The following is a 14265-nucleotide window of genomic DNA, read 5'->3' as shown; positions in this document are numbered from 1 at the left end:
CGATCTGGTCACGGAGCAGTCCGACGCTGACGAGTTCGGGTCGCGGACTTGGTAACGCTGATCAAGTGCTGAACGTGCTCAAGCATCATGATCGTGTTGAGCGGAGAGTCTTCGAATTGACTGCTGTGCGCCCGAGGATTGCGCCAAGCTGCAACTACTCCTTGGCACATCATCATGTGTCCGCGTTGTTCGCTCTTGTCACTGTCGGATCGCAAGCGGTTCAGTCGTAGGAGTGGATTGCTGACAGAGAATGCTTGGGTCATCAGACCGTCGCCATCGAGAGTGAGACCCGTCCGGCTGCGTACGCACTCGTTCAGTACCTTGACACTAGCCTCCACAGCGTCGGCATAGTGCGTCGAAATGAAGCGCGTCCGAGTCGCCGCCCGGAGATCCGAGTCGATCACTCGCCTGTCGTATTCGGCCAGCAGAGGTTCCGCAGGCTCGAGGGTGGCCTGGTCTGGAGATTCGACCTGCTCGCCGTTACGTGCGTGACGGAACTCTGCAACATCTCCGGCTATCCGACGCGCCAGGCGGATACTCAGGTGAAGGTCGTCACTATGCATCATCGACCGTACAGATGTTTGCCCATGCTGGCGAAGATCTGATCGATCTGCTCTGGGGTTGCGTCGGCAGGTATGTGGATCTGAATATCGAGGTGAACCTTCGGCAGATGATGCCCATCACCGCCGCCAACACCCTCGCCGGGGTTGCTGCCATGCTCGTGAACGGTCGTCTCGGTCGGCTTCGGCGGCTGGACCGTAGCCTTCTTGGCCTTGCGCGGCTCTGACCTCGCACGCTGGCCTGATTGACTATTCGCCTCAGCCGAACCGGCTTCTGGTAGCTGCTTCTTCGCGATCATCGCGTAGGTCGCTGCCATCTGGCGAGCATTGGACGTCCCTAGCCCGCTGTGCTCAAACCATGACTGTATCTTCGTGACATCGATGGCGCCTGCATTGTCCGTCAGGCTCGCTAGGTCATCCGGATAGACCTCATCCAAGATCTCCTGACAGGCAGCGCCGTACGACTCCTTCACTCGCCATTTGCGACCTCGATCTGTCAACCCGCCGTCGTCATCGATAAGCCCGAGACGTCGCATTGGGTTTACGACGTTAGCTCGGGCGCTGTCAGGACTCCCCAGATCGAGGAGCGATGCGACGTACTGAGGTGAGAACTTCACTGACGGCGCTGAGCTTGCTCGTTCCTGAAGAGCACGCCACGCCTTTGCCGGAACCTTTGGATAGGCCGTAGGAGAATCCGCCATCGATGACCCCCGATTGCATACCGAGTGATAAGTCCCCAGACTCACGAACGTACACCCGAGGATCGTCGGGTTGGCAGGCGGACACGCGAAGTCTGGGCCATTCAGGGTAGCCGGGAGGGGCTGAAGCGGCTTGATCTTCCATACCCCAGTCGTACCCCAACGGCCTCGCACGATCTGATCACTTGGGCTCCCTGTGGCACGGCGGCCCAGCGGGCAGCAGGTCTGCCAGCCGATGACGCAGGCTCCTACGGATCAGAAGGTTGGGGGTTCGAATCCCTCCGAGCGCGCAGACGAAGCCCAGGCAGAAACCCCTTCTGACCTGGGCTTTTTCGTGCGCTGACCGTCCTCATCGTCCGACGACACGCACCTCTGCTCTGGGCATGGGCATGGCGGTGGGCATGAACGCTCTCGTACGATCCCAGCGTGGCAGAGAAGAGGGCCCGCAAACATCGAGGCAACATCGAGGAGCGCGGCGGCGCATACAGGGTCCGGGTCTACGCCGGCGTCGACCCGGTCACCAGGAAGCCCGTGTACCTCAGGGAGACCATCGCCGCCGGACCCGACGCCAAGCGCAAGGCTGAGAAGGCCCTCACCAGGCTTCAGAACCAGGTTGACGAGAGACGAGCGCCACGGACCTCCGCCACTCTCAACCAGCTGCTCGACCGCTACTTCGAAGTCGGACTCGATGTCGCCCCCGGAACCCGACGGGACTACGCCAGCAAGGCGAGCAAGCACCTCCGCCCGATTCTCGGATCGACCCCGATCGCGCGGATCCAGGCTGACACGCTTGAGTCGCTTTACGCTGACCTCCGGCGCTGCCGTGACCACTGCAACGGGCGGGACTATATTCAGCACCGCACTACGCACCCGCACGTCTGTGACGAGCACGGTCCGTTCGGACCGTGCGAGCCGTTCGATCCTGCGTGCCGCAGGTGCGAGCGTATGTGCAAGCCACATCAGTGCAAGCCCTACAAGGCGTCAGGGATTCGCTCGGTCCACTGGATTCTGAGCGATGCCTTCGATGCTGCTGTGCGGTGGGGCTGGATCGGCGTCAACCCTGCAGACGTCGCCAGGAAGCAGGCCATGCCGACAGCGAAGCCGGGACCACCAACGGCCCAGGAGGCCGCGCAGCTCGTGAACGAGGCGTGGGAACGAGGGCCGGACTGGGGTGTGTTCGTCTGGACCGCCATGACTACAGGTGCACGTCGTGGGGAGCTCTGCGCGCTCCACTGGTACCACCTCGAGCTCGACAACAGCGTGGTCGTCATCGAGCGGGCGATCGGGAAAGGCGAGAACGGCGAGTGGGTCGAGAAGGACATAAGACCCACCAGCACCGAAGAATCGTGCTCGACGAGGAGACCACGGGAGTTCTCCGCGAACATCGAGCCCTGGCCGAGGCCCAAGCTGAGGAGCTCGGCGTCAGGATGGACGACACGGGCTATGTCTTCTCCCTCGCGCCGGATCACGGCACATTCCTAGACCCGAGCACTACGACCCATCGGTTCGAACGCATGGCTCGCCGGCTCGGCATCGACAGCACGCTTCACAAGCTCAGGCACTATTCCGCTACGGAGCTGCTGAACGCGGGCGTGAACATCAGGGCCGTGGCGGGCCGACTCGGCCATGGCGGTGGCGGAGCTACAACACTCCGCGTCTACGCTGCTTGGCTGGCTGAGGCAGATCAACGTGCGGCCCCGGCCCTCGCCGGTCGTATGCCGGCCCGCCCGGCTGGAGCTCTCGCTAACGGCGCTGTCGGCCGCGCAAGCTCCGACGTCGCCGAAGAAGGATCGACACCGCGCGGACCGTACATTCAGATCGCTCGCGATCTGCGCGGAGCCATCAGATGCGGGGCGCTGGGAGTGGGTGACGTTCTCCCGCCCGTCAAGGATCTTGCCCGCAGGTACGGCGTCGCCGCCGGTACCGCTCATCGTGCTATCGCTCTGCTGGCGGCCGAGGGATTCATTCGGGCATCGCGAGGTCGACGACCCGTTGTCTTGGACCAGGAGGGCACCGCGTTCAAGGTCAAATCAGGAGCAACCGAGTCGCCTAGGGGCAACTCGACCCGTCAGGGATAAACGGTTTAGGAAACCGACGCACCCACCGACGTAGGCCCCTCCAGGCGTAACCAGCCAACGCCAGTTCGGTGGCTATTGACTCCAGTTGCCTCGAATCGACCCCTCTTGGTTCCCAGAGTGTTCCCAGGCTGAACTGCTGAGCGTGAGCCCAGATCACGCCGCTCGTAGCGACTGAGATGAGGCTGAGCCGTTACGTGAGGCGGGCCAGACTCAGCCGTATCTTAAGGTCGCGTGATGCGAACCCTTCTGGCCGCCATGATTGTGCTCGGCTTCGCGGCTGCCGGGTGCGCCTTTCCAGTATCCGGCGCCGACCCGGCCGAGTCGAAACCCACCGCCTCGAACCACACCCACCAGCAATCCCGTCACCGTCCAGCCAGCGACCGGCACGGCCAAGCCTGATCTTTGCCGAACTTCGCCAGATCCGTGTCATTGCCGCCTGGCCCGGGGTGTCTGGATACAAGCGAGACAAGTTCGGGCAGACCTGGACCGACGACCACGCAGGCCTTGGTGGCCACAACGGGTTGCGACACCCGCATTATCTGCACTCGCGGCTTCGCGCCTGGGCACCTCGACCGAGACTCGACAGAACCCAGCCGTGCCGTCAATGAAACAAGTAGCCGAATTGAGTGCGCATGGGTCAGTCGTTGGGCGGCGAGCCTGACTCACCTCGCCTGCAACTGCCCGGGTGGTGGGCTGCGGCCATCTCCCGGGGCGACGTTGCCGCTCGCGGACTGCCAGCCATTCCGACCGGTCGACGCTTGTGCGCCGCGCGGCGGATCAGCTCGTCTGTCGCGGCTTGTTCCGGCATCGGGGATACGCTCGTCCGCAGGGATATCCGGGCAGGAGGTGGTGCAGTGGATCAGGTGGAGCACCCGGCGTTGACCAGCCGACCGGTTTACCTGGACTACAACGCCACCACTCCGGTGGATCCGCGCGTTGTGGATGTGATCCAGGCAGCGCTGACGACGGACTTCGGTAACCCCTCCAGCGCTCATGCCTACGCCGAGGGACCCGGTCGGTTGCTCGCGCGAGCGCGCGATCAGGTCGCCGCCCTGCTCCACGCGGCTCCAGCCACGATCGTGTTCACTGCCAGCGGCACTGAGGCCGACGCGTTGGCCGTCCGCGGTGCGGTGCTGGCCCGCGCCGACACCGTCAAAGGCCGACCGCACGTCATCACGCAGGTCACTGAGCATCCCGCGGTCCTGGCCGCATGTCGACGTTTGCAACGGTGGCACGACGTTGACGTCACCTACCTGCCTGTCGACCGCTTCGGCCGCCTCGACCCCGGTGACGTCCGGGCCGCGATCACCCCCGAGACGGTGTTGGTGACCGTGATGCACGCCAACAACGAGACCGGCACCTTGCAGCCGATCGCCGACATCGCCGAGATCACCCGGCCGCGCGGCGTCCTCCTGCACACCGACGCCGCCCAAAGCGCCGGCAAGGTCGACCTCGACGTCGACGAGCTCGGAGTCGATCTACTCACAGCCGTGGGTCACAAGATGTACGCCCCGAAGGGCATAGCCGCGCTCTATATCCGCGAGGATGTCACGCTCGAACCACTCATCGGCGGCGGAGGGCAGGAGCGCGGCCTGCGCGCCGGCACCGAGAACGTCGCTTTCGCCGCTGCCCTCGGGGCGGCCGCCGACCTCGCTGCACGTGGCCTCGCTGCCGATGAGACCGCCCGCCTCACCAGGCTGCGGGATCAACTCCAGGCCGAACTCACCGAGCGGCTGCCCGCTCGCGTTCACCTCCACGGTCATCCCACCCTTCGCCTACCCAACACCCTGAACATCGGGATAGATGATGTGGTTGGCCGAGAACTGCTAGCGGCCGCACCGGACGTCGCTGGCTCCACCGGCTCGGCCTGCCACTCCGGCGACGACCAGCCATCAGAGAGCCTGCTGGCACTGGGCCTGACTCCTCGGCAAGCGGCATCAGCACTGCGGTTGTCAGTTGGCCGATGGACGACACCGCAGCAGGTCACCGCGGCCGCTGACTCCCTGGCTGCCGCACTGACAACCAGCGGTGGCTGAGCGGCTGCCTCCCCAGAACGAGCACACAGCACTCCCGCGTGCAACCTCGATGTCAACCCGAATGCCGATGCAGGCCACGACCGCCGAGATCGTGCAGTCGTGAGCCAGCGGTGGGGACGGCGTCAAGCGCCGCTTGCGAGGTGGCCGGGCCGACTTCGAAGTCATTCGAGGCGTCGTAGTGCGGGGTTGTCGACCTCTGCGGCCAGGACCCGCGCCGCTGCGCCTGCCGCGCGGTCTCCGAGCTTGCCTCGGTGGGCGTAGGCGCGAGCGACGAGCTCCCTCATTCCGGTGCGGGTCGCCAGTGCTTCCAGGTCGTCGATCCACTGCGCGGCGTCGACGCATCGCTGCTCGATGGCGAGCGTGCACAGGGCGTCGAGGCAGTAGGCCTCCACCCACAGGTAAGCGTCGGGCAGGCGCACACAACGGTGGCGGGCCTCGGTGATCCAGCGCAGGGCGGTCGTGGTGTCGCCGCGGTGCGCGGCGACCAGGCCGAGGCCGCGACCCGCGCAGCCCTCCCAGCACGGATCGCCCAACTGGAGCGCCAGAGCATGTGCGTGCTCGTAAGCGGTCGATGCCGCGTCGACCCGGCCTTCGGCCAGATCGACATCCGCGAGCAATGCCTCGGGCAACGGCACGAACGCCGTCCAGCGTACGGCGCGCGCGCACGCCAGTCCCTCGGTGAGGCACTTGCGTGCCTCCTCGAGATCCTGGCGCAGCAGATGCACCCGTCCGGTGAACGTCCACACCCACGTCTCAACTTGGCCAAGCCGTCTCGCCTGCGCCAGACCCAGGGCTTCGTTGAAGGCGTTCAAGGCATCGTTGTAGCGACCGACATCTGTCGAGACCACGCCCTGGACAGCGAGCGCCCAGGCTCGCTCGGTTGACTCTTCACCGGCCAGCTTCGCAGCGTTCCCAAGCCACCGTTGGGCTCGGTCGTAGCGTCCCCTCAGCAGTTCGACGTAACCCAGCTCGCGATGGGCCTGGGCGGCTGACTCCGGAGCACCGATCCGATCAGCGACGCCGATTGCCTCGTGCAGGACACCGGCACCTTCGCCATCGCGTCCCCTGACGCTGTGGACCAACGCCGATCCGAGCGCGACAAGGGATTGCACCTGAAGCGGACCATCGTTCAAGTCGTGCGCGTCGGCCACCGCCTGTCGTAGGAGGCTGATCGCCGCATCGACAGCTCCTGCATCAAGGGCACCCGTGCCTGCCTCGAGCTGGGCAACTGTCGCGGTCCTGGCGGGTCGCCGATGCGGCAAGGCGCGCTGATGCTCTGGCTCCGCGGCCTGGAGAACGCCGACGCCAGGGTCGGTCCCGAGCTCGTGCCGGAAAAGCGCGATGCAGGCATCTCGTTGGATCTCGGCCGCAGGTCGATCACCGCTCGCGACATACGCCCGGATCAGAAGTTCTTGAGCATCCTCGTCGAGTGGATTGGCGGTGACAAGCCGACTCGCGAGCTCCGCCGCGCGAGCACCGTCACCCGCCGATACCTTTGCTCGCGCTGCCTCCCGGAGCACGCTCTCGGCTGCTCCTGCCAGCCGTCGTCGGCTCGCCAGCAGCCACACATCAAAGCCCGGGCAGGCCGAGAAGGTCTTGCCCTCCAAGAGGTCACGACCGAGGCCAGGCACGTCGATCGCCTGCATCCAGGTGCCTGCTGTCAGAGCGTGAACGTCAACGAATGTCCCATGCGGCAGCCGGAGAACGATCGGGTCGCCGGCAATGTTCGATCCGTGGCCCAGGAGCCGGCGCAGCTGGGTCAGGTTCCAGCTCAGAGCGTTGAGTGGATCGTTCGCGTCGCAGAACAACAGCTGTGCCAGCCACTCGCGGCTCGGCGCCGACTCCGTGATCAACAGATACGCGAGCAGAGCCCACACCTTGCGACCGCGGGGGGCCGGCTGCCGATGCTCGGCCCTGACCACGTGCGGCTGCGGACCCAGCAGATGAATAGCGAGCGGTTCCGCCATGGACGGATTGTCCCACCACGTCGCCTGTCACAGGCCACGTCACAGAGGTTCGGCTCATGGTGCAGCACAACCACATGACGACCATGCATCACATCAAGGAGGCACCAGATGACCACAACGGAGATCCCTGTCGACAACGGCGTCAACGTCGAAGCGCTGCTCGGCGTCCGCGCCGCCCTGGCCGACACTCCGGAGATCGCCCAGTTCCAGTGGCGGTCGACGGTGTCGTGGGTCAACGGCACGCACAGCCGCTCGGACGTCGAGACCTTCTACGGCTTCGGCGACGACCAGCAGCACCACGCGACGTTCAGCTACGACGTCGACCACCCGCTGCAGTTCGCCGCACAGGACAACGGCGTCACGCCGGTGGAGTACGTCCTGGTCGCCCTCGGCGGCTGTCTGACCGCGGGCGTCGCGGCCGTCGCCCAGCAGAGGTTGATCCAGCTACGGTCGGTGCAGGCTACTCTCACCGCCGAGATGGACCTGCACGGAATTCTCGGCGCCGACCCGGACGTCCGTAACGGCTTCAGCGGCGTAACCGTCAGCTACCAGATCGACGCCGACGCCACCGCCGAGGAGATCCGAGCGCTGGTCGCCCAGTCGCAGAAGCGCTCCGCGGTCTACGACATCCTCACCAGCCCGACGCGCGTCACCGTTGACGTCGCCTGATCGGTTCGAGCGAGCAGGAGGCGCAGCCGTGCCGAACACGACCACCGTGATCGTCGGTGCTGGCCACTGCGGGCTGGCCATGAGTCACTGCCTCGCCACTCGTTCGATTGACCACGTGGTTCTCGAACGTGGCGAGATCGCGAACTCGTGGCACACGCAGCGGTGGGACTCGCTGCGGTTGCTCACCCCGAACTGGATGACCCGGCTGCCCGGCTATGCCTACCGGGGTGCCGATCCCGACGGCTACCTCGGCGCGGAGCAGGTCGCCGCGATGCTCGAGGAGTACGCGGATGTATCCGCGGCGCCGATATTGACCGGCACGACGGTCACGTCGGTGCGGGCAGCCGGAAGCGGCTACGTGGTGCGGACCGACCAGGGCACCTGGCGCGCGCCGACGGTGGTGCTGGCCTGCGGGGCGGCGACGATGCCCGCGGTGCCGGCGTTGGCGTGTCGGGTGCCGCCCGGAATCACCTCCGTGACCCCGGCGGGCTACCGCAGTCCCAGCCAACTGCCCCCGGGCGGCGTGCTGGTGGTCGGCGCTTCGGCCAGCGGGGTTCAGCTCGCCGACGAGCTGCACCGCTCCGGCCGCCCGGTCACCCTCGCCGTGGGCGAGCACGTGCGCATGCCACGCACCTACCGCGGCCGGGACATCCTGTGGTGGCTGGACGCCGCGGGAGTGCTGGACGAGCGCTACGACGAGGTCGACGATCTGGTCCGAGCGCGGAAACTCCCGTCCATGCAGCTGGTTGGCTCGCCGGGCCGGACGGTCGACCTGAATGCATTGACCTCGGCCGGGGTGCGGCTGGTCGGCCGGTTGGCCGGGATCGAGAACGGAGTCGCTCAGTTCTCCGGCTCGCTGTCCAACGTGTGCGCGCTGGCCGACTTGAAGCTGGGGCGGCTGCTGGACACGATCGACACCTGGGCCGGGGCGCGCGGTGAGCGGTTCGCACCGACGGTGGTGCCCACCACACCGTTGACCCTGGACCTCCGGTCCCGGGAGATCGCCACGATCGTATGGGCGACCGGATACCGGCCCGATCTGGCCTGGCTCGACGTCCCGGTGCTCGACCACCGACGCCGCGTCGTCCACGACGGCGGCGTGACGGCCTGCCCGGGCCTGTACCTGATCGGTATGCCGTTCCTTCGCCGCCGCAAGTCGAGCCTGATCGACGGGGCGGCGAAGGACGCCACCGAGCTGACTATGCACCTCGCCGGCCATCTCGACGGCCTGGCCGGCCACCACGGATGGAGCGCGTCATGAACGAGCATCCCCAAGCCACGGCGATGGCCGTGGCCGTGGCCGGGCGGGACACCGTCCAGCTGGCCGCTGCAGTCACCGACACTGTCCGGCTGCGGGCGTTACTGCCTGGCGGACCGATCGAAGAGTACGGCCGCGAGGCCGTCGTCGCCCGCGTCGGTGGATGGTTCGCCGACATGGACACCGTCGATCTGGTGGAGTCGGCCGGCGAGGCGGTGGCCGATCTGCTGCTGATCCACTACCGGCTAGACCTGGCCCAGCGTGGCACCCGCTGGGCCTGCACCCAGACCGCGATCTGCAAGATCGACGACGGCCGGCTGGCCACAATCGATCTGCTCTGCTCGGGCTTCCGCGAGATCTAGGGGTGGTCCAGATGCGCAACCCTGCCCTCGAGAAATGGGGCGACTACGACCGGGACGACCCGTACCCACTGTTCGCGCAGGTCCGCGCGGGCGGGCCGGTGCACGAGGTGACGCTGGCTGACGGCCACCGAGCGTGGCTGATCGTTCGCTACGAGGAGGCGAAGGCCGCTCTCAACCACGCCGGCCTGTCCAAGGACATGCACGCCGCGCTCGCACGCGACGGAGCGGTGGTCGCCGAAGGCCTGCCTGGCCCCGCCTTCGCCCGGCACATGCTCGGCGCCGACCCGCCGGACCACACCCGGCTGCGCCGACTCGCCTCGGCTGCGTTCAGCCGGCCGCGGATCGCGGCTCTCCGGCCACGTGTCCAGGCGATCGTCGACGGGCTGCTGGACGACCTCGAGGCGCGCGGCGACGCGGTGGTCGACCTGGTCAAGGGCTTCGCCTTCCCGCTACCGTTCACGGTAATCAGCGAGTTGCTCGGCGTCCCGGAATCAGACCGGGACGACGTCGGGAGCTGGTTCACCACGCTGCTAGCGCCGTCGTCTGCGCCCGAGCCTCCGGCCGAGGCCGTCGCGGCCTCCGGGAGCATCGTGCGATACCTGGTCGAGTTGCTCGCCCGCAAGCGCGCCACCCCGGGCGAGGACCTAGTCACCGACCTCGTGCACGCAGCCGATCAGTACGACGCGCTGTCCGAGCAGGAGATGCTCTCCACGATCTTCCAGCTCATCGTCGCCGGGCACGACACCACGACCAGCCTGATCGGCAACGGGACGGTCGCGCTGCTCCTGCACCCCGAACAGCGCGACGCGCTCGTCGCGGACCCGAGCCTGGTGCCGCACGCGATCGAGGAGATCCTGCGATGGGACGCACCGGTCCAGCACTCGACGTTCAGATACACCCGGGAGGACGTCGCCCTCGGCGGGACCGTCATCCCGGCGTTCGCTCAGGTGATCATCTCGCTGGCCGCCGCCAACCGAGATCCGGACCGTTACGCCAACCCCGAAACCCTCGACATCGCCCGGGCGAACACCAGCCACTTGGCGTTCGGCCACGGCATCCACCACTGTCTGGGTGCCCGACTGGCCCGGCTCGAAGCAGATATCGCCTTCACCACCCTGCACGGCCGCTTCCCCACCATGCGGATGGCCCTCCCGCGGTCGGCGCTGCGCTGGAGCCACGGCGACGGACTGGTCCTACGCGGCTTGTACGAGCTGCCGGTCATCCTCGCCCCACAAGAGGAACATCTTGCAACACGCCGACATCACGGAGAGGACGTCCAGGCTGAGCCCGCGAGTGACCGTCCCCTATGATCGGTTCGGTGAACCTCCCCGGTGAGGGGCGTCAACTGCATCAATGTCCGGCGTAGCAGAACGGTTCATCTGCGCGGCGCCCGCGGCCCGGGATCATCGAGCAGAACGACGACTCGGGTGCCCGCATCGTGGCGTCTCGCAGCGCGCGGACCTCGACACAGCCCACTGGCAATCCTGCATACACATACAAGCATCGTCGGCTCGTTCACTGCGCGGATCTAGCCGCGATTCGTGCGATTGCGAAGAGTCAGCCAGCGGCGAACGAGGTCGCTCGGCGGGCACCTGTCCAGGCTTAGGACCGGCCGGTGAGCGTGCCGTCTACCGATCTTTCAGGCTGGCTATGCCATGGGCAGTACCATCTCCGCGACAGTGACCAGCGAACATCGGACAATCGAGCGGCATGATCAACAGTGCACTGGGCAGCAACGCACTTGGGCTCACCGCCATGGGTGTGATGCTCGCGATGGTTTGCCTCCTAACAGCCGTCGATCCCGTCGCCCGATCACACAAGGGATTGGCTGGGCAAGCGCGGGCGCTTGGTGCGCGTTCGCTCCACTGGGTCTGCTGAGGAGCGCAATCGTCGAAGACCCGCTGGCGGTATCTGCGTGGGCCGGCGCGGGCGTGTATCTGCTTGCGATCGTCGGAGAACTAGGCCGACCACTGCTGCTCGCGACAGACTTGGTCGAGCGTGAGCACGGATACCAGGTACTCAGCAACGGCGAGTACCTGCGAGCGCGAGCTGGTCAGACTCTGTTAGTCGTTGGTATCGCGGGCCTCGCAGCGCTGTCCCTGTGAATCGAGGACCAGCACGAACGGCGTGCTGACCGGGCGAGTCGGCGACGGTCACTCCAGATTGTGGCCCTCTGCGTGTCACCCGATCAGGTATGACCATCGTCCGCACATGCCGCGGAGAGTGAAAGCTCCGAGGCCGCGCGCGCATTAGCGACTCGTTGGAGACGGCGCGGTGCCGGGTAGCCGTGGTCTCCCGTCGAGCGCTGGACCGGTTCAGCCGCGCTTGCTCGGGGCCACCTCGCGCGCCATCACGCAGTTGCCCTGGCCGTTGGGCCTGTTGTAGGTGAAGCCCTCGCGCTCGTGCATCGTGCGGGTGTCGTTGTAGAGGAACGACGAGTTCTTCTTCCGGACCCCTCGCCACCGCCGGACAGGGAATAATGTCAGTGCGGTTCGAAAGAAGGAGGGGCGATGGCTCACTTCAGCAAGAGCATCGACATCGATCGACCCCCCGAGGCGGTCTGGCGGGCGCTCGCGACCCCCGAGCGGTGGTTCGACGGTTACCTCGAGACCCGCTCACGCTCACCCGAGTACCCAGGGCCTGGGACCCGGGACGACCACCTGTTCCGCACCCGGATGCGAGAGGAGGTGGAGGCCCGAGTCACCCGGTCGGAGGCACCCACCGTGCTCGAGGAGGACCAGACGGGAAGAACCTTCTCCCGGCACCTCCGATACAGCCTGGACCGCTCCGACGGCGGAACCAGCCTCCGGGTCGAGGACGAGGTCGAGTTCAAGGGTCTCGGTAAGCTCGCCGCGCCGATCGCCGCGCGCGACATCGGGAAGCGCTGGGACACCTCGCTGCACAACCTGAAGGCTTCGGCGGAGCAGCAGCAGTAGGCCGGCGCAGGTCCCGGCACCCGGCCCGGAGCGACGCGCTTACGCCACCACTGGGTTCCGCGTCGCCATGAACGAACCGCCGGAAGAAGACGTCGTAGGACACGGGCAAACACTCCGAGTTAGCACGCCGGGCGCGCACTCATTTAGCCGCGATCAGCGCGTTCGCGAGGCCCGCTGGCGGGTGCCTTCCGCCGCAGGCGACTGCAGGGCTTGGCGCCTTGAATCAGGGCGATCCACGCCCCGGCGCAACGGGAAGGGCGATGGGCCCGGCCCGGGCACCGTGCACCTTCAGCGTCACCGAGAGGTCCTTGGGAGCCAGCTTCGGGGTTCCCCGATCATCGGGCGGGTGCTTATGTCGTACGAGGGGCACACCTTGACAGCCAGGAATGTCCGAGACGCGAGGAGCCAAAGCCATGATGACCGTGGTCACGACCGTGACCCTGAAGGACGAGGCAAGTAATCAGTGGGACCGGGCGATGCACAAGCGCGTCCGTGCCGCCGCCGAGATGGACGGATGGGTCGCCGTGCAGCTGCTCAGAGAGGCCGACGACCCGCAGCGGCGGGCGATCATCGGCACGTGGCAGTCACGGGAGCACTGGGCCCACTGGCACGACGACGAAGCGTTCAAGGCAACCCGCGCGGAACTGGCCGGGCTGGAGGACGGACCGTCCAATACCGTCTGGTACGACGTGGTGGAGGAGCAGGACTGAGGACTTGAGGCGCCCGCATGGAAAAGGTGGGTTTGTTGGAGTTCGCGTGCCGCTAGCGCGGCCAATGACGCTCCAGGAGGTCTCCGCATGGAAGTGCGACTACTCAGGTTCGGCGCCATCGAGGTCGATGGGCGGGAGTACGAACACGACATCGTCATCGAAGGCGGTCGGGTTCGGAAACGGAAGAAGAAACCCTCGAAGCCATACCGAAACGAGTTCGGGCACACGCCAGTGTCGGCCGCCGAGGAGCTCCCTTGGGGCGGAAGCAGGCTGATCATCGGCACCGGCGTCTACGGCTCGCTGCCGATCATGCCCGACGTCACCGACGAGGCTGGCCGCCGAGGCGTGGACCTCATCGCCATCCCAACAGAGGACGCTTGCCGCCTGATCGCGAGCGTCGACAGGCGTGAGGTCCACGCAGTGCTCCACGTCACCTGCTGACTGTGCATCAGCGCCCGCTCATGCTGCGATGCGCGCGCTCGTGCGACGAGCGGACGTTCGCCAGGGCTAGCCAGTCAGGTCCTCGACATCGATGTCGTTGCTAGCAAGCGTGGCCACAAGCCACTGCCGCTGGAGCGGGCTAGCTGTAGCAAACAGGTACTGGATGGCATCGGTTGCCCGATGCTTCCGACCTGCCGCCACGGACGGCTGTAAGGACTTCGGCAGGTTGTGGCAGGCATCTGCCAGCAATCGCATCCATTCCATGACATCGACATCCACGGGGCCGACATCGACCAAGGATTGGACTTGGCCCGTGTAGGCACTGCCCCGAATGGCCAGGAGCGCTTCGTAACAGAGCACCGTTACGGCCTCGACGGCAAGACGTTCGCGCCGTCGTGAAGCGGAGGGCAGCATGGCTGACATTGTGCATGCCCAGCCATATGGTCAACGTCCGCACATCAGCGTAAGGCGATTTGCGTCAAGTGATTGGTCGGTGCCTCGTCCGTCGTCTGTCCCTGCATAGCGGTGATGGGGCTGGGCCCGTCAGCGT

13 protein-coding genes are annotated in these 14265 nt (G+C 66.4%); 9 read left to right on the top strand and 4 right to left on the bottom strand.

Annotated features, from left to right (window positions below):
• Nucleotides 1-8 precede the first annotated feature (8 nt).
• Nucleotides 9-563, bottom strand: coding sequence for a TIGR02391 family protein (locus AB0E63_RS12255; RefSeq protein WP_360364910.1), 555 nt, complete (start codon nt 561-563; stop codon nt 9-11).
• Nucleotides 563-1261, bottom strand: a complete 699-nt coding sequence (locus AB0E63_RS12250; protein ID WP_360364602.1) for a DUF5343 domain-containing protein — start codon at nt 1259-1261, stop codon at nt 563-565. The genes AB0E63_RS12255 and AB0E63_RS12250 overlap by 1 nt, the downstream gene beginning before the upstream one ends.
• 902 nt (nt 1262-2163) lie before the next feature.
• On the opposite strand from AB0E63_RS12250, the gene AB0E63_RS12245 reads away from it, so the two are divergent.
• Entirely contained in the window at nt 2164-3336 is a 1173-nt protein-coding gene (locus tag AB0E63_RS12245) for a tyrosine-type recombinase/integrase (protein ID WP_360364600.1), read from the top strand.
• Nucleotides 3337-4190: 854 nt separating this feature from the next.
• Nucleotides 4191-5372 (top strand): cysteine desulfurase family protein, encoded by a 1182-nt coding sequence (locus tag AB0E63_RS12240; RefSeq protein ID WP_360364598.1) that lies wholly within the window; start codon nt 4191-4193, stop codon nt 5370-5372.
• A 161-nt stretch (nt 5373-5533) separates the two neighbouring features.
• Here the strand turns inward: AB0E63_RS12240 and AB0E63_RS12235 are convergent, their stop codons facing one another.
• Entirely contained in the window at nt 5534-7339 is a 1806-nt protein-coding gene (locus AB0E63_RS12235) for a BTAD domain-containing putative transcriptional regulator (RefSeq protein WP_360364596.1), read from the bottom strand.
• A 108-nt stretch (nt 7340-7447) separates the two neighbouring features.
• Between AB0E63_RS12235 and AB0E63_RS12230 the strand changes: the two genes are divergently transcribed.
• The 7 genes from AB0E63_RS12230 to AB0E63_RS12200 all read left to right on the top strand — a co-directional run bounded on the left by AB0E63_RS12230 (nt 7448) and on the right by AB0E63_RS12200 (nt 13715).
• A complete protein-coding gene (locus AB0E63_RS12230) occupies nt 7448-8008 on the top strand; it encodes an OsmC family protein (protein ID WP_360364595.1) in 561 nt (186 codons plus the stop codon).
• A gap of 28 nt (nt 8009-8036) precedes the next feature.
• The gene (locus tag AB0E63_RS12225; RefSeq protein ID WP_360364593.1) at nt 8037-9269 is read left to right on the top strand and encodes an NAD(P)-binding domain-containing protein; all 1233 of its coding nucleotides are present in this window, start codon (nt 8037-8039) and stop codon (nt 9267-9269) included.
• Nucleotides 9266-9628, top strand: coding sequence for a hypothetical protein (locus AB0E63_RS12220; RefSeq protein ID WP_132196197.1), 363 nt, complete (start codon nt 9266-9268; stop codon nt 9626-9628). Before AB0E63_RS12225 ends, AB0E63_RS12220 begins: the two co-directional genes overlap by 4 nt.
• An 11-nt stretch (nt 9629-9639) precedes the next feature.
• Nucleotides 9640-10938 (top strand): cytochrome P450, encoded by a 1299-nt coding sequence (locus tag AB0E63_RS12215; protein ID WP_360364591.1) that lies wholly within the window; start codon nt 9640-9642, stop codon nt 10936-10938.
• Between the two features lie 1200 nt (nt 10939-12138).
• The gene (locus AB0E63_RS12210) at nt 12139-12564 is read left to right on the top strand and encodes an SRPBCC family protein (RefSeq protein WP_360364589.1); all 426 of its coding nucleotides are present in this window, start codon (nt 12139-12141) and stop codon (nt 12562-12564) included.
• 413 nt (nt 12565-12977) lie between these two features.
• On the top strand, nt 12978-13274 hold the full coding sequence (locus AB0E63_RS12205) for an antibiotic biosynthesis monooxygenase family protein (RefSeq protein WP_360364587.1): 297 nt from the start codon (nt 12978-12980) through the stop codon (nt 13272-13274).
• 87 nt (nt 13275-13361) lie between these two features.
• Entirely contained in the window at nt 13362-13715 is a 354-nt protein-coding gene (locus AB0E63_RS12200; RefSeq protein WP_360364585.1) for a hypothetical protein, read from the top strand.
• A gap of 66 nt (nt 13716-13781) precedes the next feature.
• Here AB0E63_RS12200 and AB0E63_RS12195 read toward each other — a convergent pair whose 3' ends face one another.
• The gene (locus tag AB0E63_RS12195) at nt 13782-14129 is read right to left on the bottom strand and encodes a hypothetical protein (protein ID WP_360364583.1); all 348 of its coding nucleotides are present in this window, start codon (nt 14127-14129) and stop codon (nt 13782-13784) included.
• Nucleotides 14130-14265: the final 136 nt, after the last annotated feature.

The sequence above is a fragment of the Kribbella sp. NPDC026596 genome (assembly GCF_040638415.1).
In the GTDB taxonomy this organism is placed as follows: Bacteria; Actinomycetota; Actinomycetes; order Propionibacteriales; family Kribbellaceae; genus Kribbella.
The sequence above is the reverse complement of the archived record's forward strand: the minus strand, read 5'-3'. Positions and strand labels throughout refer to the sequence as shown.

Bases quoted from the DNA above. Each gene is read 5' to 3' on its own strand.
- AB0E63_RS12255 (WP_360364910.1), bottom strand. From the start codon at position 563: ATGCATAGTGACGACCTTCACCTGAGTATCCGCCTGGCGCGTCGGATA.
- AB0E63_RS12250 (WP_360364602.1), bottom strand. From the start codon at position 1,261: ATGGCGGATTCTCCTACGGCCTATCCAAAGGTTCCGGCAAAGGCGTGG.
- AB0E63_RS12235 (WP_360364596.1), bottom strand. From the start codon at position 7,339: ATGGCGGAACCGCTCGCTATTCATCTGCTGGGTCCGCAGCCGCACGTG.
- AB0E63_RS12230 (WP_360364595.1), top strand. From the start codon at position 7,448: ATGACCACAACGGAGATCCCTGTCGACAACGGCGTCAACGTCGAAGCG.
- AB0E63_RS12220 (WP_132196197.1), top strand. From the start codon at position 9,266: ATGAACGAGCATCCCCAAGCCACGGCGATGGCCGTGGCCGTGGCCGGG.
- AB0E63_RS12215 (WP_360364591.1), top strand. From the start codon at position 9,640: ATGCGCAACCCTGCCCTCGAGAAATGGGGCGACTACGACCGGGACGAC.
- AB0E63_RS12210 (WP_360364589.1), top strand. From the start codon at position 12,139: ATGGCTCACTTCAGCAAGAGCATCGACATCGATCGACCCCCCGAGGCG.
- AB0E63_RS12205 (WP_360364587.1), top strand. From the start codon at position 12,978: ATGATGACCGTGGTCACGACCGTGACCCTGAAGGACGAGGCAAGTAAT.
- AB0E63_RS12200 (WP_360364585.1), top strand. From the start codon at position 13,362: ATGGAAGTGCGACTACTCAGGTTCGGCGCCATCGAGGTCGATGGGCGG.
- AB0E63_RS12195 (WP_360364583.1), bottom strand. From the start codon at position 14,129: ATGCTGCCCTCCGCTTCACGACGGCGCGAACGTCTTGCCGTCGAGGCC.